At 68.8% G+C, this 20,577-nt stretch carries 24 protein-coding genes and 1 riboswitch; of the genes, 13 read left to right on the top strand and 11 right to left on the bottom strand.

The window, feature by feature from the left end:
* The first annotated feature begins 142 nt into the window (after positions 1–142).
* Positions 143–1,357 (top strand): glycosyltransferase, encoded by a 1,215-nt coding sequence (locus IC40_RS0102885; protein WP_030133258.1) that lies wholly within the window; start codon positions 143–145, stop codon positions 1,355–1,357.
* Positions 1,354–3,537: an RNA polymerase recycling motor ATPase HelR gene (helR, locus tag IC40_RS26380; RefSeq protein WP_036469221.1), complete on the top strand. Its 2,184-nt coding sequence runs from the start codon at positions 1,354–1,356 to the stop codon at positions 3,535–3,537. Before IC40_RS0102885 ends, helR begins: the two co-directional genes overlap by 4 nt.
* An 8-nt stretch (positions 3,538–3,545) precedes the next feature.
* On the opposite strand, the gene IC40_RS0102875 is transcribed toward helR, so the two are convergent.
* From IC40_RS0102875 to IC40_RS0102865, 3 genes are read right to left on the bottom strand one after another with little or no spacing between them, the layout of a single operon-like run.
* On the bottom strand, positions 3,546–3,815 hold the full coding sequence (locus IC40_RS0102875; RefSeq protein ID WP_030133488.1) for a DUF2537 domain-containing protein: 270 nt from the start codon (positions 3,813–3,815) through the stop codon (positions 3,546–3,548).
* A 28-nt stretch (positions 3,816–3,843) separates the two neighbouring features.
* A complete protein-coding gene (locus IC40_RS0102870) occupies positions 3,844–4,668 on the bottom strand; it encodes a TrmH family RNA methyltransferase (RefSeq protein ID WP_030133257.1) in 825 nt (274 codons plus the stop codon).
* Entirely contained in the window at positions 4,661–5,095 is a 435-nt protein-coding gene (locus IC40_RS0102865; RefSeq protein WP_030133256.1) for an Rv0880 family HTH-type transcriptional regulator, read from the bottom strand. The genes IC40_RS0102870 and IC40_RS0102865 overlap by 8 nt, the downstream gene beginning before the upstream one ends.
* Positions 5,096–5,139: 44 nt before the next feature.
* Here IC40_RS0102865 and IC40_RS0102860 point away from each other — a divergent pair, with 44 nt between their 5' ends.
* Positions 5,140–5,400, top strand: a complete 261-nt coding sequence (locus IC40_RS0102860) for a DUF2530 domain-containing protein (RefSeq protein WP_030133255.1) — start codon at positions 5,140–5,142, stop codon at positions 5,398–5,400.
* Positions 5,401–5,417: 17 nt separating this feature from the next.
* Positions 5,418–5,873: an SRPBCC family protein gene (locus IC40_RS0102855; protein WP_030133254.1), complete on the top strand. Its 456-nt coding sequence runs from the start codon at positions 5,418–5,420 to the stop codon at positions 5,871–5,873.
* A 10-nt stretch (positions 5,874–5,883) separates the two neighbouring features.
* Here IC40_RS0102855 and IC40_RS0102850 read toward each other — a convergent pair whose 3' ends face one another.
* Positions 5,884–6,666 carry a DUF3027 domain-containing protein gene (locus IC40_RS0102850; protein WP_030133253.1) on the bottom strand — a complete coding sequence of 261 codons (783 nt, stop codon included), beginning with the start codon at positions 6,664–6,666 and terminating at the stop codon, positions 5,884–5,886.
* Between the two features lie 150 nt (positions 6,667–6,816).
* Here IC40_RS0102850 and IC40_RS0102845 point away from each other — a divergent pair, with 150 nt between their 5' ends.
* Positions 6,817–8,397, top strand: a complete 1,581-nt coding sequence (locus IC40_RS0102845; protein ID WP_030133252.1) for an MFS transporter — start codon at positions 6,817–6,819, stop codon at positions 8,395–8,397.
* Positions 8,394–8,927 carry a DUF2771 domain-containing protein gene (locus IC40_RS0102840; protein ID WP_030133251.1) on the top strand — a complete coding sequence of 178 codons (534 nt, stop codon included), beginning with the start codon at positions 8,394–8,396 and terminating at the stop codon, positions 8,925–8,927. Before IC40_RS0102845 ends, IC40_RS0102840 begins: the two co-directional genes overlap by 4 nt.
* Here the strand turns inward: IC40_RS0102840 and IC40_RS0102835 are convergent.
* A complete protein-coding gene (locus IC40_RS0102835; RefSeq protein ID WP_030133250.1) occupies positions 8,921–9,928 on the bottom strand; it encodes a glutathione S-transferase family protein in 1,008 nt (335 codons plus the stop codon). The two genes, IC40_RS0102840 and IC40_RS0102835, sit on opposite strands and share 7 nt — an antisense overlap.
* A 92-nt stretch (positions 9,929–10,020) precedes the next feature.
* Positions 10,021–10,431 carry a cold-shock protein gene (locus IC40_RS0102830; protein ID WP_030133249.1) on the bottom strand — a complete coding sequence of 137 codons (411 nt, stop codon included), beginning with the start codon at positions 10,429–10,431 and terminating at the stop codon, positions 10,021–10,023.
* A gap of 110 nt (positions 10,432–10,541) precedes the next feature.
* Here IC40_RS0102830 and IC40_RS0102825 point away from each other — a divergent pair, with 110 nt between their 5' ends.
* The 4 genes from IC40_RS0102825 (at position 10,542) to IC40_RS0102810 (ending at position 14,091) form a co-directional block, all read left to right on the top strand.
* The gene (locus IC40_RS0102825; RefSeq protein ID WP_030133248.1) at positions 10,542–10,940 is read left to right on the top strand and encodes a YccF domain-containing protein; all 399 of its coding nucleotides are present in this window, start codon (positions 10,542–10,544) and stop codon (positions 10,938–10,940) included.
* Complete coding sequence (gene moaA / locus IC40_RS0102820; RefSeq protein WP_030133247.1) at positions 10,937–11,992, top strand: GTP 3',8-cyclase MoaA; 1,056 nt, start codon at positions 10,937–10,939, stop codon at positions 11,990–11,992. The genes IC40_RS0102825 and moaA overlap by 4 nt, the downstream gene beginning before the upstream one ends.
* Before the next feature lie 2 nt (positions 11,993–11,994).
* Positions 11,995–12,252 (top strand): MoaD/ThiS family protein, encoded by a 258-nt coding sequence (locus IC40_RS0102815; RefSeq protein ID WP_030133246.1) that lies wholly within the window; start codon positions 11,995–11,997, stop codon positions 12,250–12,252.
* Between the two features lie 246 nt (positions 12,253–12,498).
* Positions 12,499–12,672, top strand: a riboswitch (cyclic di-AMP (ydaO/yuaA leader).
* A 9-nt stretch (positions 12,673–12,681) separates the two neighbouring features.
* Positions 12,682–14,091 (top strand): transglycosylase family protein, encoded by a 1,410-nt coding sequence (locus IC40_RS0102810; RefSeq protein ID WP_030133245.1) that lies wholly within the window; start codon positions 12,682–12,684, stop codon positions 14,089–14,091.
* Between the two features lie 68 nt (positions 14,092–14,159).
* Here IC40_RS0102810 and IC40_RS0102805 read toward each other — a convergent pair whose 3' ends face one another.
* The 4 genes from IC40_RS0102805 to IC40_RS0102790 are packed head-to-tail and all read right to left on the bottom strand — an operon-like array spanning position 14,160 to position 15,712.
* Complete coding sequence (locus IC40_RS0102805; protein ID WP_030133244.1) at positions 14,160–14,588, bottom strand: molybdenum cofactor biosynthesis protein MoaE; 429 nt, start codon at positions 14,586–14,588, stop codon at positions 14,160–14,162.
* Positions 14,578–15,054: a MogA/MoaB family molybdenum cofactor biosynthesis protein gene (locus tag IC40_RS0102800; protein ID WP_030133243.1), complete on the bottom strand. Its 477-nt coding sequence runs from the start codon at positions 15,052–15,054 to the stop codon at positions 14,578–14,580. Before IC40_RS0102800 ends, IC40_RS0102805 begins: the two co-directional genes overlap by 11 nt.
* A complete protein-coding gene (moaC, locus tag IC40_RS0102795) occupies positions 15,051–15,476 on the bottom strand; it encodes a cyclic pyranopterin monophosphate synthase MoaC (RefSeq protein ID WP_042509905.1) in 426 nt (141 codons plus the stop codon). The genes IC40_RS0102800 and moaC overlap by 4 nt, the downstream gene beginning before the upstream one ends.
* A gap of 44 nt (positions 15,477–15,520) precedes the next feature.
* Entirely contained in the window at positions 15,521–15,712 is a 192-nt protein-coding gene (locus IC40_RS0102790; protein WP_019511177.1) for a hypothetical protein, read from the bottom strand.
* A 57-nt stretch (positions 15,713–15,769) separates the two neighbouring features.
* Here IC40_RS0102790 and IC40_RS0102785 point away from each other — a divergent pair, with 57 nt between their 5' ends.
* Genes IC40_RS0102785 through IC40_RS0102775 form a run of 3 tightly spaced genes read left to right on the top strand, consistent with a single transcriptional unit; the run spans position 15,770 to position 20,051 of the window.
* Positions 15,770–18,043: a helicase-associated domain-containing protein gene (locus tag IC40_RS0102785; RefSeq protein WP_030133241.1), complete on the top strand. Its 2,274-nt coding sequence runs from the start codon at positions 15,770–15,772 to the stop codon at positions 18,041–18,043.
* Positions 18,044–18,051: 8 nt separating this feature from the next.
* Positions 18,052–19,704 (top strand): DNA repair helicase XPB, encoded by a 1,653-nt coding sequence (locus IC40_RS0102780; RefSeq protein WP_030133240.1) that lies wholly within the window; start codon positions 18,052–18,054, stop codon positions 19,702–19,704.
* Positions 19,701–20,051: a VOC family protein gene (locus IC40_RS0102775; RefSeq protein ID WP_030133239.1), complete on the top strand. Its 351-nt coding sequence runs from the start codon at positions 19,701–19,703 to the stop codon at positions 20,049–20,051. The genes IC40_RS0102780 and IC40_RS0102775 overlap by 4 nt, the downstream gene beginning before the upstream one ends.
* On the opposite strand, the gene IC40_RS0102770 is transcribed toward IC40_RS0102775, so the two are convergent.
* A complete protein-coding gene (locus tag IC40_RS0102770; protein ID WP_036460312.1) occupies positions 20,048–20,530 on the bottom strand; it encodes a MarR family winged helix-turn-helix transcriptional regulator in 483 nt (160 codons plus the stop codon). The two genes, IC40_RS0102775 and IC40_RS0102770, sit on opposite strands and share 4 nt — an antisense overlap.
* Between the last annotated feature and the right edge of the window lie 47 nt (positions 20,531–20,577).

Raw genomic sequence — 20,577 nt, 5'->3', positions numbered from 1 at the left:
ACGCCACGACAGCAAGCACGGCATCAAAAAAGGGAAGGCATCGCGCCTTCCCACTCTCACTTTATAGCGCACCCCCGGGCTTGCGGCAAGGCCCGGGGTATGCCGCAGAATCACTGTCCTCGAACACAATTCAGGGGGAACAGTGCGAGTTTTGCTCTACACATTCGGGTCGCGCGGAGATATCGAGCCGCTGCTCGCGTTGGCCATCGCGCTGCGCGACCGAGGCGCCGAAGCCGTCTTCTGCGCACCTCCGGACTTCGCGGATCTGCTCGCGGCCAACGGCATGGAGCACGTGCCCACCGGCCCGTCGGTGCACGAACTGGTGCACGTCCGCAAGGCCACCCACGCGGACGCGCCCGCGCTGGCCGCGGAACTGGTCGCCACCCAGTTCGGCACGCTGCGGATCGCCAAGCGGTGCGATGCCATCATCGGGACCGGCCTGATGCCGGCAGGTATGCGTTCGGTGGCCGAACTGATCGGAATTCCGTACATCTGCGCGGTGTTGACCCCGCACGTGCTGCCGTCACCGCATCACCGTCCGTTGCCGCGGCCCGGTAAGCCGTTCCCCGAGGACCTGACCGACAACGCCCGGCTGTGGGAGCTGGACGCCGAAAAGGTCCAGGTCCTCTACGGACCGGCACTCAACGAGCACCGCGCGAGGGCCGGCCTCGATGCCGTCACCGACGTCCGCGATCACACATTCACCGACACCCCGTGGTTGGCCGTCGACCCGGTGATCAGTCCCTGGCCACCGGCACCGAACATCACTCCGATCCAGACTGGCGCCTGGATCGGAGTGGACAGGCGCCCGCTGCCACCCGACCTCAAAGACTTCCTGGCGGCCGGCCCTCCTCCGGTCTACGCCGGATTCGGCAGCGTGACCGCGCCCGAGGATGCCGCCCGCACCGCCATCGAGGCCATCCGCAGCCACGGCCGGCGCATCATCCTGGGCAGCGGATGGGCCGGCCTGACCAGCTCCGCCGCGGACTGCTTCGTGATCGGCGAGGTCAATCAGCAGGCGCTGTTCGGCCGCGTCGCGGCGGTCATCCATCACGGCGGTGCGGGTACCACCACCACGGCCGCGGCGGCCGGTGTCCCGCAGGTGGTGGTGCCGCAGATCGTCGACCAGCCGTACTTCGCCCGTCGCGTCGCCGAGCTGGGGATCGGCGCCGCCCATGACGGCCCTGCGCCGACGGTGAACACGCTCGCCGAAGCGCTTAGGCTGGTACTGCAGCCCGAGATACGCACCCGCGCGAGCGCCCTGGCCCCCACCATCGCCACCGACGGGGCGGACACCGCCGCGGCGATGCTGCTCGACGCACGACAGAGACGATTCGAATCAACAAGGGGCACATGACTTCCCACGAGTACGAAACGGAACTGCTCGCCGAGCGCGAGTACGTCGCCGCTCTCTACGCACGCCTGGACAACGAGCGCGCACGCGCCGATGAGCGTTATCGCGCCGCGCTTCGGGGCGATATCGACAAGCAGGACGGTGCGACGCTGGTGCAGCGTGACGCCGATGTGCGCGCGCTGGCCGGTGAGGTCAGCCGCCTCGACGTGGCCGACAGCGGGTTGTGCTTCGGCCAACTGGAAAGCGTCGAGGGTGAGCGGTCCTACATCGGTCGCATCGGATTGTTCGACAACCAGAACGATTACGAACCGCTGCTGCTGGATTGGCGCGCGCCTGCGGCCCGCGCCTTCTATGTCGCGACCGCCGCGCACCCAGAGGGCATGCGCCGACGTCGCCAGTTCCACACCAGGGGACGCGATGTCCTCGACTTCACCGACGAGGTGCTGGGCAGGCCCGGGGACGACGGCGCACTGGAAGCATCCAGCGATGCCGCGCTGCTGGCCGCGGTCAACGCACCGCGCGCCGAGGGCATGAGCGATATCGTCGCCACCATCCAGGCCGAGCAGGACGAGATCATCCGGCTGGATCATCCCGGTGTTCTGGTCATCGAGGGCGGGCCGGGCACCGGCAAGACCGTCGTTGCACTGCATCGCGTCGCCTACCTGCTCTACACGCAGCGGGAGCGGATGGAGCGCCACGGCGTCCTGGTCATCGGCCCGAGCCCGGCGTTCCTCAACCACGTCGGCCGGGTACTGCCCTCCCTCGGCGAAACCAATGTGGTGTTCCTGACCACCGGCGAGCTGTTCCCCGGCATCCGCACCACCGCCGAGGACAACCCCGATGCCGCCCGAATCAAGGGCTCGCTGAAAATGCTGGACATCCTGAAAGCCGCGATCGCCGACCGGCAGCGCACCCCCGAGGAGCCGCTGGAGATCAAGCTGGCGGATGTCACGGTGGCCATCAACGCCGAGACCGCGGAGTGGGCCATCCAAGAGGCACGCGAGACGGGGCTACCGCACAATGATGCCCGCACCACCTTCGTCGACGTCATCACCTGGGTGCTGACCGAGCGGGCGATCGCGCGGATCGGCAAGGGCTGGCTGAGCCGCGAGGACAAGCAGGCCTGGGAGCATCTGCGCTCCGAGCTGCTCGACGAACTCGACGACCACGAGGGTCTGGCCAAGGCGTTGAATCAGCTGTGGCCCGAGCTGACCCCGCAGGCGCTGCTGTCGGGTCTCTACGAGTCCCCGGAGCGGCTCACCGCCGCCGGTGCCGACCAGGCGCTCTACCGCGCCGACGGTGCCGCGTGGACGGTCGCCGATGTTCCGTTGCTCGATGAATTGGTCGACTTGCTGGGCGGTATCAAGGTCGACAAGGCCGCCGAACGGGAACGCCAGGAGGAACAGGCCTACGCCGCGGGCGTGCTGGATCTGATGGTGGCCCGTGAAGACCTGATGGACGATGAGGACCACCTGATCGCCGCGGACCTGATCGACGCCGAGGAATTGGCCGACCGGTTCACCGAACGCGACACCCGCGATCTCGCCGAACGGGCCGCGGCCGACCGCGAATGGACCTACCGGCACATCGTCGTCGACGAGGCGCAGGAGCTTTCCGAGATGGATTGGCGGGTGCTCATGCGCCGCTGCCCGAGTCGGTCGTTCACCATCGTCGGCGACCTGGCGCAGCGTCGCAGTGCGGCGGGCGCCACCTCGTGGGCGAAGATGCTCAAGCCCTACGCTGCCGACCGCTGGGTGTACCGGCCACTGACGGTCAACTACCGCACCCCCGCCGAGATCATGGCCGTCGCCGCCGCGGTGCTCGCCGAGTTCGCACCGACCGTGCAACCCCCCGAGTCGGTGCGTTCCTGTGGCGTATCACCGTGGGCCAAACACGTCTCCGAGGACGAACTCGACTCGGCGATAGCGGCTTTCGTGGATGACGAGGCGACGCGGGAGGGCACCAGCGTGGTGATCGGACCACCCGGCATGCCCGGCACGGTGACCGCCGCGAACACCAAGGGCCTGGAGTTCGACGCCGTCTTGGTGGTGGCACCCGAACAGATCCTGGCCGACGGGCCGCGCGGCGCGGCCGAGTTGTACGTGGCGCTCACCCGGGCCACCCAGCGGCTCGGGGTGCTGCATCTGGGGCCGCTGCCGCCCGCGCTGCAGATGTTGGCCTGACGGATTCCTTACTGGGACAGGGTGATCGCCAACAGGACGACCCAGCCCACGGACACCCCGACCGCCGAGCCGAGAACGAACCAGCGCCGCACCGGAATCCGGCGCCAACCCCAGACGGTCGGGGCCAGCCCACCGACGGCCACAGCGTTGAGGCCGACTGCGAGCAACGGGTGGATGCGCAACAGACCCAGCCCGAGCACCACGATGGCCGTGCCGACCACACCGGCGACGAACGCCGCCACGGTCAGCCCGGTACCCCACGGTGTCGACTCGCTCATGCCCATCGATTCGCTCCGCAAGCGTCGCTCATGACTGCAATCTAGCCCGCTCGTAAAAGGCCAGCGCCGCAGCCGTGGCCACATTGAGGGAGTCGGTGCCACGTGACATCGGGATACGCACCCTGATGTCGGCGGCCCGCATCGTGTGTTCCTTCAGCCCCGGCCCCTCGGCACCGACCATCATCGCGATCTTCGCGTCGCCGAGTTCCGCCATCGCCGAGGCGAGGGTCGGCGCGGCCGGATTCGGCGTCATCGCCAGTACCCGGAACCCGTTGTCGCGCAGCGTGTCGAGCTCGGCGGGCCAGGCCGGCACCCACGCATAGGGCACCAGCAGGGCATGCCCCATCGATACCCGCACCGCGCGCCGGTACAGCGGGTCTGCGCACCCCGTGCCGAAGAGCACGGCGTCCACCCCGAGGCCGGCGGCATTGCGGAAGATCGAACCCAGATTCTCGTGGTCGTTGACACCCTCCAGGACCGCGACGGTGCGGGCGCCGTCGAGCACCTCCGCGACGGTCAGCTCGGCAGGTCGGGGTGCGGCGGCCAGCACACCGCGGTTGAGATGAAAGCCGATCACCTCGGCCATCACCTCGGCGCCGGCGCGGTAGAACGGCACGTCCACGCCACCCAGATCGGCCGCCAGTTCGCCGAGACGCCGATCGGTACCCAGCATCGCCCTCGGCCGGAACCGCGAGGCGATCATGCGCTGCACCACCAGCACACCCTCGGCGATCACCAGGCCCTTGCCGCTGGGCAGGTCCGGGCGGCGGTCCACACTGTTCAGATCGCGGAAATCGTCAAGGCGAGGGTCGGCCGGATCCGCGATATCGATGATGTCGGCCAGCTCAGGCACCCTCGTCGACGATGGCGAGCATCAGGTCGGCGGCGGCCAGCAGAGTGGCGCGCTCATCGGCGGTCAGCTCGTCGAGCCGCTGCTGAAGCCATTCCCGGCTGGCCCGGCGTTCGGCCTCGATCAGCTCCATACCGGCCGGCGACACCGACACCAGCACCTGGCGCCGGTCATCCGGGTGTGCGATGCGGTTCACGAATCCGAGGTCGACAAGCGACGCGATCACCCTGGTCATGGACGGCGGTCGAACCCGCTCCCGGGCAGCCAGCGCGCCAGGGGTGATCGGACCCTCTTTGGCCAGCGTGGCCAACGCGGAGAGCTGCGACAACGACACCGGAGAGTCCGGTCGACGGAACCGTAGCTGGCGCGCCAACCGGATCACGGCCAACGACAGATCGCTCGGCAACCGGGCGTCGACGTCGTCTGTCACAGGTCCGAACAATACCCAGCGGGCATCGGCTAGGTTGTCAACCGATGCCCGACAACAGCCCCGCCGCCGCACCGCAACCCCCCGCCTTGCCGGCGCGGTTGCTCGACCCGGTCCCGGTGATCGTGGTGATCGCGATCGCCTGGCTGATCGCGGTGTTGCTCGCCTTCACCGTCCCTGCCCTGCACGAGTGGCGGCCGATCACAGTGGCCGGCCTCGGCGTCGGCGTCCTCGGCACCTCGATCTTCCTGTTGCAACGGCGCTCGGCCCGACGTGGCGACCGCGGCGCGCAACAGGGCCTCACCTGACAAGGAGCACAACGTACATGGGAGCCCCGCTGCTACAAGCCCAGATCGATATCGACGCCCCGCCGGCGAAGGTGTGGGCGCTGATCTCGGATCTGAGCCGGATGCCCGAATGGAGTCCGCAGACCCGCAAGATGAAGTTGCTCGGCAGCATGCGGGTCGGCGCCAAGACGGTGAACGTCAACCGGCGAGGTCTGCAGGCGTGGCCGACGACCAGCACCATCATCGCGATCGAGCCCGAGCGCAAGCTGGCGTTCCGGGTGGACCTGAACGGCACCGAGTGGAGCTACGAGCTGGAGCCCATCGAGGGCGGAACCCGGGTCATCGAGAGCCGCCGCGCACCCAACGGCATCAAGAAGGTGTCGACGGTACTGGTCAACGCCATGATGGGTGGTGTACCGAGCTTCGAAGAGGAATTGGTCGACGGCATGAATCAGACGCTCTCGCGCATCAAGGCCGCCGCCGAACGCGGCTGAGCGACGCGGGTCAGGTCAGGTCGAGCACGCCGTCGTCGAACGGCACGTACAGCGGCGAGCCCGACCCGGCGGGCACCGGGGTGTCCGAATGCGCGCCGCAGCCGTACGTGCTCTCGACCACGCGGCCGTCGGCGGACATCTCGTTGCAGCAGACCCCGAACAGCGTGCCTAGCGACCCGGACAACTGCACGTAGAAACCACATTCCCGGCAGACCCGCTTGGTGGCCCGCGCCATCGCCGACGCGGGACCGAATTCGCCTTCATGCCAACGCTCTGCTGCGTCCAGACGCCCCTCCAGGCTCAGCACCCGACGTCGGCCGAGGCCGATCTCACCGGCCAGCTCATCGAGTTCGGGGTCACCGCTGGACAGGTAGCCGGGGACCAAACGGGGATCATCGGGCGGGGTGGCCAACAGGTCGCCGGGGCTCAGATCGCCGGGCTGGACGCGTTCATCCCAGGGCACCCACTGCGGCGCGAGCAGGGCCGTCGGACCCGGTACCAACACGACCTCGCTGATCGTCACGTGCTCGGCCCCGGGGTAGGCGGCGACCACCACGGCCCACTGCCATCCCTGATAGCCCGGTTGCACCGCGAGGAAGCGATGAGTTGCCGCCGTCTGGTCGTCGAACACCGCGCCGAGGTACTCACCGATCGAGTCCGGGCCGCTGACCTCTTCGATCGCCTCGCGCGCAGGCCCCACGGCGCCCATCAGCAAGGCTTCCAGGGCGGGCGCTCGCTCGGGCGACACCTCGGTGTCCGGGGCGGAGTTCTCGGCTTCGGTCATGCTGTCCATCGGCGTCCATATTGCCCGACCCGGCCCGTCGGAGCCACACCGGTGGCCTGCACGCGGACGCGCACGTCGTGAGGGACAATCGAGCACGTGTCTTCCCGGGATCCCCGCTACCACCCGCCGCGGCCACCCTCGGCGGACGAGCACCCGGGCATGGCCAACTATCCCAGCGACGCCGACCTGCCCCGGCAGCGTAGGCAGCAGACACCGAGCGCCAACCGCTGGCTGCCGCCACTGGACGATCAGACCACCTCGCACCGGCGCACCGATCCGCCACCGCGCAGGAGCACCGCCGGCGGCGAGCGCATCACCGTCACCCGCGCCGCCGCCCAGCGCAGCCGCGAGATGGGATCGCGGATGTACGGCCTGGTGCACCGGGCCGCCACCGCCGACGGTGCCGACAAATCCGGCCTCACGGCGCTGACGTGGCCGGTGGTGGCCAATTTCGCGGTGGACGCGGCGATGGCGGTGGCGCTGGCCAACACCCTGTTCTTCGCGGCGGCCTCCGGGGAGAGCAAGAGCAAGGTCGCGCTGTATCTGTTGATCACCATCGCGCCGTTCGCGGTGATCGCACCGCTGATCGGCCCGGCTCTCGACCGTCTGCAGCACGGCCGCCGCGTGGCGCTGGCATGCTCGTTCGTCGCCCGTACCGTGCTGGTCATCATCCTCATCGCGAACTACGACGGCGCGACGGGCAGCTTCCCGTCCTGGGTGCTGTACCCGTGTGCGCTCGGAATGATGGTGCTGTCCAAGTCTTTCAGCGTGTTGCGCAGTGCGGTGACGCCGCGCGTGCTGCCGCCGACGATCGACCTGGTGCGGGTGAACTCCAGGCTGACGACATTCGGCCTCATCTTCGGGACGATGATCGGTGGCGGTATCGCCGCGGGCTCGGAGTATCTGTTCAACATGTTCGAGCTACCCGGCGCGCTGTATGTGCTCGTCGCAGCGACGGTCGGCGGCGCCGTCCTGGCCATGCGCATCCCCAAATGGGTGGAGGTGACCACCGGTGAGGTGCCCGCCACGCTGAGCTATCACGGCGGCACCGATCAGCTGCGCAGGCGTCCGGATCGCAGTGCCGCCCGGCAACCCCTGGGCCGCAACATCATCACCAGCCTCTGGGGAAACTGCACGATCAAGGTGATGGTCGGGTTCCTGTTCCTGTATCCGGCCTTCGTGGCCAAGGCCCACGGCGCCGGTGGTTGGGAGCAGCTGCGCATCCTCGGCCTCATCGGCGCCGCGGCGGCGATCGGGAACTTCGCCGGGAACTTCACCGCCGCGCGGCTCAAGCTCGGTAGGCCCGCCCTGCTCGTGGTGCGGGCGGCCATCGTCGTGACGGCAACGGCACTGGCGGCCGCGGTCACCGGCAACCTACTGGTCGCCGCGGCGGCGACACTGATCACCTCCGGATCCAGTGCCATCGCGAAGGCATCGCTGGATGCATCGCTGCAGGACGACCTGCCCGAGGAATCGCGGGCCTCGGCTTTCGGCCGCTCCGAGTCGGTGCTGCAGCTGGCCTGGGTGCTCGGTGGGGCGACCGGTGTGCTCATCTACACCGAACTGTGGGCGGGCTTCACCACCATCACCGCCATACTGATTCTGGGGCTCGCCCAGACATTGGTCAGTTACAACGGCGCATCACTCATCCCGGGATTGGGCGGTAACCGTCCCGTCCTGGCCGAAACCGAAGGCGGCATCCTGAACTCCCCCGATCCCACCGTCCGGAGCCACCGATGAAGCGCGGCCTGGCAGCGCTCGCCATCGTCGCGCTGGTGGCCACCGCAGGCACCGTCGCACTGGTGATGCAGCTGCGCAAGCAGCCACACAGTCCCTTTCCGCGAATCAGCGCCTACTCCCACGGGGAGACCGTCCGCATCGGACCGTACTTCTACTGCAGTGTCGACAATCTCGACGATTGCGAGAACCCGGAGACCACAGGCGAACTCACCCTCACCTCGCGCAGTGCGCTGCAGCTGTCCGTCGAGCCGGCGATCGCGCGGGCGCCGTGGTGGTTGGCGCGCACGTACGAGGGCGCCGATGCCGCGATCGTGCAGGAGTTCCGCCCGAATACGAGGACGGCGGTGACGATCCCGCCGATCGACGCGCGGTACGGCAAGCTGACCGGAGTGGTGGTGCAGCTGCCCACCCTGGTGCGTGACGAGTTCGGCAACGAGTTCCCGCTACCACACGCCGAATGGTCGGTGCGTACGGTGTGGGAGCCCTCGGCGCAGTATCCCGAATCGGTGTCGGACTACCCCGGTCACTGACCGGCCGTGTGCCCGGCCGGTACCCGCTCGCCCTCGCGCGTGGGCCCGGGCGGTGTGCCATCACCGAATGGCCTGCCGCCCAGGGCTTCCCGGCCGTGTGGGGTCAGCCAGCCGGCCAGCTCCGGCCCCTTCGGGACGACCCGGGTCGGGTTGATGTCGGTGTGCACGATGTAGTAGTGCTGCTTGATCTGCACGAAATCGGTCGTATCGCCGAAGCCCGGAGTCTGGAACAGATCCCGCGCATAGGCCCACAGCACCGGCATCTCGGAGAGCTTGGACCGGTTGCACTTGAAGTGTCCGTGGTAGACCGGATCGAAGCGAGCCAGGGTGGTGAACAGCCGGACATCGGCCTCGGTGATGGTGTCGCCGACGAGATATCTTTGCGCGGAGAGCCTTTGGGTCAACCAGTCCAGTGCGGTGAACAGCCGGTCGTAGGCCTTCTCGTAGGCGTCCTGGGATCCGGCGAACCCGCAGCGGTAGACCCCGTTGTTGACCTCGGTGTAGATGCGCTGGGCCACCTCGTCGATCTCATCGCGCAGCGGTTCGGGGTAGAGCTGGGGCGCACCCTCGCGGTGATACTGCGTCCACTCGGTGGAGAAGTCCAAGGTGATCTGCGGGAAGTCGTTGGTGACGACCGCTCCGGTGGGCACGTCGACGATGGCGGGCACCGTGACGCCCTTGGGGTAATCCGGGATTCGCTTGTTGTAGGCATCGCGCAGATAGTGGATGCCCAGCACCGGATCGACCCCGTCCGGATCGAGGTCGAAGGTCCAGCTGCGCTCGTCGTGGGTGGGTCCGCAGAATCCGATGGACAACGCGTCCTCCAGACCCAGCAGCCGGCGCACGATGATCGCGCGGTTGGCCCACGGGCACGCCCGCGCCACCACCAGCCGATAGCGGCCCGGCTCGACGGGATAGCCGTCGGCACCGTCGGCGGTGATGCGGGTGTCGATGTACTTGGTGTCGCGGCTGAACTCACCCTCGGGGTTCACATAGCTCATGGCTCCAGTGTTCCCAATTTCGCGCCCGAACTACGGTTTGTCGCGCCAAATCAGCGGATCTACGCCAAACCCGCAGTCTCGGCGCGAACGTTTCAGGCGTCGAGCTCGCGCGCCACTGCCTTGACGACCTCGGAGACCCGACGAGCGACCTTGCGGTCGGGGTACTTACCCTTGCGCAGCTCCGGCTGGATGGTGCTCTCCAGCAGCGTGATCAGGTCACCGATCATGCCGTGCAGCTCGTCCGGGGTGTGCTTGTGCTCGACGGTGGCAGCCTCGCGGCGCGTACGAGACAGGCTCGGCGGCGGATCGATGAGCTTGACCTGCAGTGCCTGCGGGCCGCGGCGGCCGGCGGCAATACCGAACTCGACCTTCTGGCCGGCCTTGAGCCCCTCGACACCCGAGGGCAGCGCCGAGGAGCGCACGTAGACGTCCTCGCCCTCCTCCTGGGAGAGAAAGCCGAAACCCTTCTCGGAGTCGTACCACTTCACCTTGCCGGTCGGCACTGCTGTCACCCGTTCACTCGGTAGATCACACAATTAATGCGTCCCGCCTGCGCAGGACGCAATGGCTTTGATCCTAACAAGTAGGCTGGGAGGACAGCCCGGAGGAGACCATGCGCCTGATCCTGAACGTCATCTGGTTGATCTTCGGCGGGCTCTGGCTGGCACTGGGCTACTTCCTCGCCGGAATCATCTGCTTCGTCCTGATCGTCACCATCCCGTTCGGGTTCGCCGCGTTCCGCATCGGCGTCTATGCCCTGTGGCCGTTCGGATACAAGGTCGTCGACAAGCCCGGCGTGCGTCCGGGCGCGGCCATCGGCAACATCATCTGGTTGATCGTGGCCGGGATCTGGCTGGCGATAGGTCACGTGCTCTCCGCGATCGCCTTCGCCATCACCATCATCGGGATCCCCCTGGCCATCGCGACGCTCAAGCTGATCCCGGTCTCGCTGATGCCGCTGGGCAAGGAGATCGTGCCGACCGACGAGCCATTCGCCGGGGTCGCGCGGTGACGGTGACCAATCTCGGGTTGCCCATGCCGACCCGGCCCAACACCACGGGCATGCCGACCAGCGGCCCGTTGGTCGACACCTTCGGGCGCGTCGCCACGGATCTGCGCGTCTCGCTGACCGACCGCTGCAATCTGCGCTGCACCTATTGCATGCCCGCCGAGGGGCTGGACTGGTTGCCGGACGACCAGCTGTTGCGCGCGGACGAACTGGCTCGCCTGCTGCGTATCGCCGTCACACGGCTCGGCATCACCAGCATCCGGTTCACCGGCGGGGAGCCGCTGGTGTCCCGCGATCTGGAGGCCACCATCGCCGCCGCGGCGGCATTGCATCCGCGCCCCGAGATCGCCGTGACCACCAACGGCCTCGGCCTCAAGCGGCGCGCGAAGGGACTCAAGGAAGCCGGCCTGAACCGGGTGAACGTCTCGCTGGACACGGTCAACGCCGAGCATTTCGCCCAGATCACCCGTCGCGACCGGCTCGATGACGTATTGGCAGGCCTGGCAGCCGCCGCCGAGGCCGGGCTGGGACCGGTCAAGGTCAACGCGGTCCTCGATCCGCGCACCGGCCTCGACGATGTGGTGCCGCTGCTGCGCTTCTGCCTGGACCACGGCTACCAACTCCGGGTGATCGAGCAGATGCCACTGGACGCCGGCCATGAATGGTCGCGTGCCAAGACCATCGACGGTCAGACGGTCCTGGACACCCTGCGCCGACACTTCGACCTGCGGCCCGACGCCAGCCCGCGGGGCTCGGCACCGGCGCAGTTGTGGCGGGTGGACGGCGGTAACGGGACCGTCGGCGTCATCGCCTCGGTCTCGGAGTCGTTCTGCGGGGCGTGTGATCGCACCCGGCTGACCGCCGACGGCCAGATCCGCAACTGTCTGTTTGCGACGACTGAGACCGACCTGCGCCGGCTGCTGCGCGACGGCGCGGACGACGACGACATCGAGGCGGCCTGGCGGTCGGCGATGTGGGCGAAGGCGGCCGGACACGGCATCAACGACCCCGACTTCATCCAGCCCGCACGACCGATGAGCGCCATCGGCGGCTAGCCATGAGCGAGATAGAGATAGAGGTCAGGTACTTCGCGGCCGCGCGGGCGGCGGCGGGAACCGAGACCGAAACGTTGCGACTACCGGGTGGGACGACCGTGCTTTCCGTCGTCGCCGAACTGGCCGCGCGCGGCCCCGAGTTGGCCAAGGTGCTCGCACGCTGCTCGTATCTTGTCGATGGGGTGGCGGTACGCGATAAAAACGTTCCGCTCTCAACGTCCGAGACGCTCGACGTGTTACCCCCTTTCGCCGGCGGATAGCCGTGATTTGCGTCACATAGCGTACGGGCCAACAGCCGTATACCTGCGGTTTGCGTCCCGAAAAAACCTGCGGAAACGCCCGAGCTCCCTGCGCCTTTAATGTCCTCTCATAGTTCTTAAGCACGGGAAACGCCGAGAGTCGACGGAGATGACGCTCCAAGGTTCACGGGCTACCGTCTTGCCAAGCCTTTCGACCCAAATCGGTTGGCCCGCCTTGACTGATTGCGCCGAGCTCCATCCATCAGCCAAGGGACCACACCAACAAATTGGATGGAGGCGGGGGACCCACCGGTCCGCCGAACAAGCAGACCAGGGACCGCAAGGTTCCTTGGGGTGAAGCACTGGTCACCACGACAGAGCCGGGCAACCTCTCCAGCCCGAACCCGACAGCTGACCTCGTGGGCGCTGATGAGAGGACCTTCTAGCTTTATGAGTGGACGGCACCGTAAGCCCACGTCATCGTCAATAAGCGTCGCGAAGATCGCCTTCACGGGTGCAGTGATCGGCGGCGGCAGCATCGCACTCGCCGGTCACGCCGGCGCCGCCACCGATGCCGAGTGGGACACCGTCGCGAACTGCGAGTCCAGTGGCAACTGGGCGATCAACACCGGTAACGGTTACCACGGTGGATTGCAGTTCTCGCCGAGCACGTGGGCCGGTCACGGTGGTGGGGAGTTCGCCCCGGCCGCCTATCTGGCCACCAAGGAAGAGCAGATCGCCGTCGCCGAACGGGTCCTCGCCAGCCAGGGCAAGGGCGCCTGGCCCACCTGCGGTCGTGGCCTGTCGGGCCCGACGCCGCGCAACGTCCTGCCCGAGCCGGCTCCGCTGGACAACCCGTTGGTGAATCCGCAGCTGCCGCCTCCCCCGCCCGCTCCGCTTCCCCCGGCTCCCCTGCCTCCGGCCCCGGTCGACGCGCTCGCCGCTCCCCTGCCGCCGGCACCGCTGCCGCCCCCGCCCGCTCCGCTGCCCCCTGCCCCGGTCGACGCCGTCCCGCTGGCCGCCCCGGCACCCATGCCGCCCGCCCCGGCACCGCTGCCTCCTGCACCGGCCCCCGTCGATGCCGTCGCTCTCGGCGCGCCGGTACCTCTGCCGCCCGCACCGATCGACCCCGCTGCTCCGCTGCCGCCGGCACCCGTGGACGCCGTCCCGCTGGCCGCACCGGCACCGCTGCCCCCCGCCCCGGCACCGCTGCCGCCCGCACCGGCCCCGGCACCTGTCGATGCCGTCGCGCTCTCCGCTCCTGCCCCGCAGGCTCCGGTGGACCCCGCCGTGCCGCTGCCCGGCGCCCCGGTCGACGCCCTGCCGCTGGACGCCCCGCTGCCGCCGGCCCCGGCCGTCAACGCCGCGAACTGGGATACCGCGGAGTCCGCGCCCAACCAGCCGCAGCTGTGGTCACTGGAAGCCCCGCTGCCGATGGAGCCCGCGCCAGTGATCCCGGCTCCCGTGCCTGCCCCGGCACCGGTGCCCGGCGCGCCCGTCGCACCGCCCGCCTCGGATCCGGCCGCCCAGCCCGTCTCCGCCGATCAAGCCGTCCCGGCCGAGGGTGTGCCGCACCTGGTCAGCCCGGAGAACCTGCCGCCGGGAACCACCCTCAATCCGACTGCGCTTCCCAACGAGGGCCCGAACGTCAGCTACCTGCGCCAGATCTGGAACGCGGTGCAGCAGCAGCAGATCACCGGCCGCGACGCCCTGCTCGCGATCACCACGCAGCGCTCGTTGGCCGGCGAGGCCCCCGGGCCGCAGGTTCCGATGGCTCCGCCCACCCCCGGCGCACCGCTGCCGCCGCCGGCCCCGGGCGCACCGGTCCTCACGCCGGTCCCGCCCGCGCCGCTGCCCTGACACAGCACGTCGAGAAGCCCGCATCCGAAAGGTTGCGGGCTTCTTCGGTTCTGGGTGTCGCGCGGAGCCTAGGCCGAATTGACCCATTCATCGGTGCCGTCGCCGAAGTGCTGGTGCTTCCAGACCGGCAACCGCTCCTTGACGATGTCGACCATCCGCGCGCACGTCGCGAATGCCGCACCGCGATGGTCGGCGGCCACCGCGACCACGAGGGCGGCATCGCCGATACTCAGATTGCCGATGCGGTGACTCACGGCCACGGCACGCACGCCCTCCGCTCCCGCCGCGACCTCGTGCACGACCTCGGTGAGGGTCTCCAGCGCCGACGGGTGCGCCGAGTACTCCAGCCGCGTGACCGTGCGCCCGCCGTCATGGTCGCGGACCACCCCGGCGAACCCGACCACCGCGCCGGCTGCGGCGTGCGCCACCAGGTCCTCGTGGTCGGTCAGCGAGATCGGTTCCTCGGACAGCCCGACCCGCAGGACGTCAGCGCCCATGGTCACCCCCGGCCAGTTGGTCCAGCGCGTGCTCCAGCACATCGCCAAGGACGCCGAGGCCGTCCTTCACCCCGCCCGACGAGCCGGGCAGGTTCACGATCAGCGTCGAACCACTGACCCCACAGACGCCGCGGGACAGCACCGATGTCGGTACCGCCGGCAGTCCCGAGCGTCGAATCGCATCGGCCAGCCCGGGGATCTGATAGTCCACGACGGCGGCGGTGATATCGGCGGTCCGGTCCGTCGGCGAGATGCCGGTACCGCCGGAGGTGATGATCAGCGCGACCTGATCCGTCAGCGCCTGCCGCAGTGCGGTCTCCACATCGTCACCGTCGGCCACCACCACCGGGTCACCGGCGGCGAAGCCACGCGCGCCGAGCCAGGCCGTGATGATCGGGCCGGTGCGGTCTTCGTAGATGCCGGCCGCTGCCCTGGTGGAAGCGATGATGACCCGCGCGGTCCTCATGGGGTCCAGGTACCCGTTTTGCCGCCCTCTTTGCGCAGCACGTGCACGTCGTCGATGCGGGCGGCGGGATCGACGGCCTTGATCATGTCGTAGACGGTGAGCGCCGCGATGCTGACCGCCGTCAGCGCCTCCATCTCCACGCCGGTGCGGTCGGTGGTGCGGACGGTCGCGGTGATGGTCACTTCCGTTGCCCCGATGCCGAATTCGACGTCGACACCGGTCAGAGCCAGTTGATGACAGAGCGGGATGAGATCGCTGGTGCGTTTGGCCGCCATGATGCCGGCCACCCGCGCGGTGGGGAGCGCATCACCCTTGGGCAGCCCACCCGTGGCGATCAGTTCGATGACATCGGCCCGGGTGTGCACGCTCCCCTGAGCGACGGCCGTGCGCTTGGTCGCGGACTTGGCCGTCACGTCGACCATGTGCGCCGCGCCGGCCTCGTCGAGGTGCGAAAGGCCGCTCACCGCTACTTGTTGACGACGGTGACCGGGTGGACGTACGGCAGTTCCTCGGCCGGCAGTGGGAAGGTGACGTCGCCGAACGGGGACAGCGATCCGGTGCGGTCGCTGACGAGCTCGCTGACCGCGTGGTCACCCTCGGCCACCTCGGGCCAGCCGTTGTCTACGTATTGGTTCTTCTTGTCTGCCACACCCGACATTGTGGCAGGTACTACGCGCGGTGGCGAGACCGGGACGCTGCTTTACGCTGGTCAGCAATGACCCGGGGAATCAAGAGCGTGCCGCTGGGCGTCTGGCTGGCAGACCTGCCCGATGAGCGCCTGGTACGGCTGCTCGAGCTGCGGCCCGACCTCACCGCGCCGCCGCCGAGCACGATCGCGGCGTTGGCCGCGCGGGCGCAGGCCCGCCAGTCGGTGAAGGCTGCCACGGACGCACTTTCCTTCCTGCACCTGGCCGTCCTGGATGCGCTGTTGGTGCTGCATGCCGATGCCGCCGCGGTGCCCAGGGACGCGGTGGCCGATTTCATCGGCGCCCGCGCCGACCGGGCGGATGTGGACCGAGTCCTCCAGGATCTGCAGGACCGCGCGCTGGTGTGGGGTGACGAGAACCTGCGGGTGGTCGCCGAGGTGAGCGCGGGCGTGCCCTGGTATCCGGGGCAGGCCGTGCACGACGGACCCACCCTGACCGCCGACGAGATCCGGCGGCTGATCGACGGGCTCGACGACCCCAGCCGAGAGCTGCTGACACGGCTGGTCGAGGGTTCTCCGGTCGGGCGCACCAGGGACGCGATCCCAGGGGCGCCCGCCGACAGACCCGCGCAGCGACTGCTCGCCGAGGGGCTGCTGCACCGCATACCCAGCGATACCGATGACACCGTGATCCTGCCGCGGATGGTGGGCCAGGTGCTGCGCGGCGACCTGCCGGGGCCGACCGGCCTGCGCACGCCCGATCCCGCGGTGCACACCACGACCCGGGCCGAGGTGGATTCGGTCGCCGCCGGCGCCGCAATCGACCTGCTGCGCGAGATCGACCTGGTGATCCAGACACTGTCCGACGCCCCGGTTTCGGAGCTGCGCAGCGGCGGCCTCGGCGTCCGCGATGTCAAGAAACTGACCAAGCTCACCGGCATCGACGAACAGCGCCTCGCGCTGATCCTGGAGCTGTCCGCGGCGGCAGGCCTGCTCGCACCGGGAACCCCCGACCCGGAGCCCGCCGCGGGTAACTCGCCGTACTGGGCACCGACCGTCGGTGCCGATCGCTTCATCGAGATGTCCACGGCAGCGCGCTGGCAGCTGATCGCGTGGACCTGGTTGAATCTGCCGGCCCGGCCCAGCCTGGTCGGTCAGCGAGGTCCCGATGGCAAGCCCTACGGCGTGCTGTCCGATGCGCTCTATTCGACGGCGGCGCCCCTGGATCGTCGGCTGCTGTTGACGGTGCTGGACGGCCTGCCCGCCGGCTCCGGGGTCGATGCGGAGTCGGCGGCACTGGCCATGATCTGGCAGCGCCCACGGTGGGCGGCCCGGTTGCAACTCGGCCCGGTGACCGATCTGCTGCGCGAGGCGCATGCGGTCGGATTGGTGGGCCGCGGCGCCATCGCGACGCCGGCGCGGGCAATGCTGGCCCAGCAGTCCGAGGACGCCGCCGATGCCACCATCGCCGCGATGGACAAGGTGCTGCCTGCGCCGCTGGATCATTTCCTGTTGCAGGCCGACCTGACCGTGGTGGTGCCCGGCCCGCTGTTGCGCGAGCTCGCCGAGCAACTCGACGTCGTCGCCACGGTCGAGTCCGCGGGTGCGGCGATGGTCTACCGCATCAGCGAGGCGTCCATCCGCCGCGCGCTCGATGCCGGTCGGACCGCGGGCGGGTTGCACGCGTTTTTCGAGAAGCACTCGAAAACCCCCGTCCCGCAGGGTCTGACCTACCTCATCGATGATGTGGCGCGACGGCACGGTCAGCTGCGGGTCGGGATGGCGGCATCATTCGTGCGCTGTGAGGACCCGGCGCTGTTGGCCCAGGCGGTGGCCACTCCGGCGGCCGAACCGCTGGAGCTGCGCATCCTGGCGCCCACCGTCGCGGTGTCGCAGGCCCAGATCGGCGACGTGCTGGCCGCACTGCGTGCCGGCGGTTTCGTCCCCGCCGCCGAGGACGCTTCCGGGGCGGTGGTCGACCTCCGGGCCCGCGGGGCCCGGGTGCCCACCCTGAGCCGACGTCGGGTCTTCCGGCCGCTGACGGCGCCGACGAACCAGACCCTCGGCGCGATCGTCGCGGTGATGCGCAGCGTGGCTGCCTCGCCGCGGTCCAACGAGCGGCTGGATCCTGCGGTGCTGATCGCGCTGTTGCAACAGGCGGCGGTCGAGCAGACCACGGTGGTGATGGGTTACGTCGACCCGGCGGGGGTGGCCACCCAGCGGGTGGTGGCCCCGATCAACATCCGGGGCGGCCAGTTGACGGCGTTCGACCCCGCCGCCGGACGGGTCCGGGAGTTCGCGATCCACCGCGTGACATCCGTGGTGTCGGCCGACTCTGGATAATAGATGGGATGAGCACCGAGGGCCCGCTGATCGTCCAGTCCGACAAGACTGTCCTGCTCGAAACCGATCACGAACTCGCCGGCGCCGCGCGCGCCGCGATCGCGCCGTTCGCCGAACTGGAACGCGCACCCGAACACATCCACACCTATCGGATCACCCCGCTGGCGCTCTGGAACGCCCGCGCCGCGGGACATGACGCCGAGCAGGTCGTCGATGCGCTGGTCAGCTTCTCCCGCTACGCGGTACCGCAGCCGCTGCTGGTCGACATCGTCGACACCATGGCGCGCTACGGGCGCCTGCAGCTGGTCAAGCACCCGGCGCACGGGCTGACGCTGGTCAGCCTGGATCGCGCGGTGCTCGAAGAGGTGCTGCGCAACAAGAAGATCACCCCGATGCTCGGGGCGCGCATCGACGACGACACCGTCATCGTGCACGGCAGCGAACGTGGGCGGATCAAGCAGATGCTGCTCAAGATCGGCTGGCCCGCCGAGGACCTGGCCGGTTACGTCGACGGTGAGGCGCACCGGATCGACCTCGCCCAGGACGGCTGGGCGCTGCGCGACTACCAGGAGCTCGCGGCCGAATCGTTCTGGGCAGGTGGCTCCGGGGTGGTCGTGCTGCCGTGCGGCGCCGGTAAGACCCTCGTCGGCGCGGCCGCCATGGCCAAGGCCGGTGCCACCACGCTGATCCTCGTCACCAATACGGTGGCGGGCAGGCAGTGGAAGCGCGAGCTGATCGCGCGGACCTCGCTCACCGAGGAGGAGATCGGCGAGTACTCCGGAGAGCGCAAGGAGATCCGCCCGGTCACCATCGCGACCTATCAGGTGATCACGCGGCGCACCAAGGGTGAGTACAAGCATCTCGAGCTCTTCGACAGCCGCGACTGGGGCCTGATCATCTACGACGAGGTGCATCTGCTGCCCGCACCGGTGTTCCGGATGACCGCCGATCTGCAATCGCGCCGCAGGCTCGGGCTGACCGCCACCCTGATTCGCGAGGACGGCCGGGAGGGCGACGTGTTCTCGCTGATCGGTCCGAAGCGCTACGACGCGCCGTGGAAGGACATCGAGGCCCAGGGCTGGATCGCACCGGCCGAGTGCATCGAGGTCCGGGTCACGATGACCGATAACGAGCGGATGATCTACGCGACCGCCGAACCGGAGGAGCGCTACAAGCTGTGCTCGACGGCGCACACCAAGATCGCGGTGGTGAAGTCGATCCTGGAGAAGCACAAGAACGAGCCGACACTGGTGATCGGCGCCTATCTGGATCAGCTCGACGAACTCGGCCAGGAGCTCGGTGCGCCGGTGATCCAGGGGTCGACCAAGAACGCGGAGCGCGAGGAGCTCTTCGACCAGTTCCGGCGCGGCGAGATCCGCACCCTGGTGGTCTCCAAGGTCGCCAACTTCTCCATCGACCTGCCCGAAGCCTCGGTGGCCGTCCAGGTCTCGGGAACCTTCGGGTCACGTCAGGAGGAGGCGCAGCGGTTGGGCCGGTTGCTGCGGCCCAAGGCCGACGGCGGTGGCGCGATCTTCTATTCGGTGGTCAGCCGCGACAGCCTGGATGCCGAGTACGCCGCCCACCGGCAGCGGTTCCTCGCCGAGCAAGGCTACGGCTACCTCATCAAGGACGCCGACGACCTGCTGGGCCCGGCGATATGACCGTCGGCCGGGTGGTCCCGATCTTGACCGTGTCCGATATCGACGCCGCCCGCGCCGCCTACATCGCGACGCTCGGGCTGACCGAGGTGATGAATCACGGTTGGATCGTCACCCTCGCCGACGACGAGCATCGCCACCAGCTGAGCCTGATGACGAAAGATCAGACGGCGGCGGTGAATCCGACGGTGTCGGTCGAGGTCGACGATGTCGATGCCGCGTACACGGCGGCGGTGGCCGCCGGACTGACCATCGTGCACCCCATCTCCGATGAGCAGTGGGGTGTGCGGCGGTTCTTCTTCGCCGATGCGGCGGGCAATATCGTCAACGTGCTGTCACATCGCGGCTAGGAGTCGAGCGCGCCGGCCGCCACGGCAGCCAGGTTGATCCGGGTGAGCACCGAGTGCAGCTGCTCCAGTTCGGCCATGTCGACCCCGAGCCGGGCCACCACGGCCGGCGGGATGGCCAGCGCCTGCCGACGCAGTGCGGAACCCCCCTTGGTCAGGGTGACCAGTGTGGTGCGCTCATCGGAGACACTGCGGGTGCGGCTGATGAAGCCGAGCGCCTCGAGGCGTTTGAGCATCGGCGAGACGGTGGCCGAGTCCATCTGCAGCAATCCGGCGATCTGCTTGACCGACAGCGCATCACCGCCCGCCTTGTCGTTGTCCCACAGCGCCAGCATTACGAGGTACTGGGGATGGGTCAGGCCCAGCGGCTCCAGGAGTGGGCGGTACACCGCCAGCACTGCGCGGTTGGTGACCGCCAGCGCGAAACACACCTGACGTTCCAGGGCGAGGGGGTCGAGGTCTTCGGTCACAGCGGCCACCATCACACTGTACTACTTGCTTTGCCTACTAACTATTAGGGTACTATCTA

The sequence above is a fragment of the Mycolicibacterium neoaurum ATCC 25795 genome, from assembly GCF_000691525.1.
In the GTDB taxonomy this organism is placed as follows: domain Bacteria; phylum Actinomycetota; class Actinomycetes; order Mycobacteriales; family Mycobacteriaceae; genus Mycobacterium; species Mycobacterium neoaurum.
Note: the sequence above shows the minus strand (reverse complement) of the source record. Positions and strands in the feature narration are given on the sequence as shown.

What these genes read in the sequence shown, in the direction of transcription:
- IC40_RS0102840 (WP_030133251.1), top strand. Translation starts at nt 8,394, where the DNA reads ATGAAGCGCGGCCTGGCAGCGCTCGCCATCGTCGCGCTGGTGGCCACC.
- IC40_RS0102835 (WP_030133250.1), bottom strand. Translation starts at nt 9,928, where the DNA reads ATGAGCTATGTGAACCCCGAGGGTGAGTTCAGCCGCGACACCAAGTAC.
- IC40_RS0102790 (WP_019511177.1), bottom strand. Translation starts at nt 15,712, where the DNA reads ATGTCGGGTGTGGCAGACAAGAAGAACCAATACGTAGACAACGGCTGG.
- IC40_RS0102845 (WP_030133252.1), top strand. Translation starts at nt 6,817, where the DNA reads ATGGCCAACTATCCCAGCGACGCCGACCTGCCCCGGCAGCGTAGGCAG.
- IC40_RS0102875 (WP_030133488.1), bottom strand. Translation starts at nt 3,815, where the DNA reads ATGAGCGAGTCGACACCGTGGGGTACCGGGCTGACCGTGGCGGCGTTC.
- helR (WP_036469221.1), top strand. Translation starts at nt 1,354, where the DNA reads ATGACTTCCCACGAGTACGAAACGGAACTGCTCGCCGAGCGCGAGTAC.
- IC40_RS0102780 (WP_030133240.1), top strand. Translation starts at nt 18,052, where the DNA reads ATGAGCACCGAGGGCCCGCTGATCGTCCAGTCCGACAAGACTGTCCTG.
- IC40_RS0102855 (WP_030133254.1), top strand. Translation starts at nt 5,418, where the DNA reads ATGGGAGCCCCGCTGCTACAAGCCCAGATCGATATCGACGCCCCGCCG.
- IC40_RS0102775 (WP_030133239.1), top strand. Translation starts at nt 19,701, where the DNA reads ATGACCGTCGGCCGGGTGGTCCCGATCTTGACCGTGTCCGATATCGAC.
- IC40_RS0102825 (WP_030133248.1), top strand. Translation starts at nt 10,542, where the DNA reads ATGCGCCTGATCCTGAACGTCATCTGGTTGATCTTCGGCGGGCTCTGG.
- IC40_RS0102850 (WP_030133253.1), bottom strand. Translation starts at nt 6,666, where the DNA reads ATGGACAGCATGACCGAAGCCGAGAACTCCGCCCCGGACACCGAGGTG.
- moaC (WP_042509905.1), bottom strand. Translation starts at nt 15,476, where the DNA reads ATGGTCGACGTGACGGCCAAGTCCGCGACCAAGCGCACGGCCGTCGCT.
- IC40_RS0102770 (WP_036460312.1), bottom strand. Translation starts at nt 20,530, where the DNA reads ATGGTGGCCGCTGTGACCGAAGACCTCGACCCCCTCGCCCTGGAACGT.
- IC40_RS0102810 (WP_030133245.1), top strand. Translation starts at nt 12,682, where the DNA reads ATGAGTGGACGGCACCGTAAGCCCACGTCATCGTCAATAAGCGTCGCG.
- IC40_RS0102815 (WP_030133246.1), top strand. Translation starts at nt 11,995, where the DNA reads ATGAGCGAGATAGAGATAGAGGTCAGGTACTTCGCGGCCGCGCGGGCG.
- IC40_RS0102800 (WP_030133243.1), bottom strand. Translation starts at nt 15,054, where the DNA reads ATGAGGACCGCGCGGGTCATCATCGCTTCCACCAGGGCAGCGGCCGGC.
- IC40_RS0102785 (WP_030133241.1), top strand. Translation starts at nt 15,770, where the DNA reads ATGACCCGGGGAATCAAGAGCGTGCCGCTGGGCGTCTGGCTGGCAGAC.
- IC40_RS0102860 (WP_030133255.1), top strand. Translation starts at nt 5,140, where the DNA reads ATGCCCGACAACAGCCCCGCCGCCGCACCGCAACCCCCCGCCTTGCCG.
- IC40_RS0102805 (WP_030133244.1), bottom strand. Translation starts at nt 14,588, where the DNA reads ATGGGCGCTGACGTCCTGCGGGTCGGGCTGTCCGAGGAACCGATCTCG.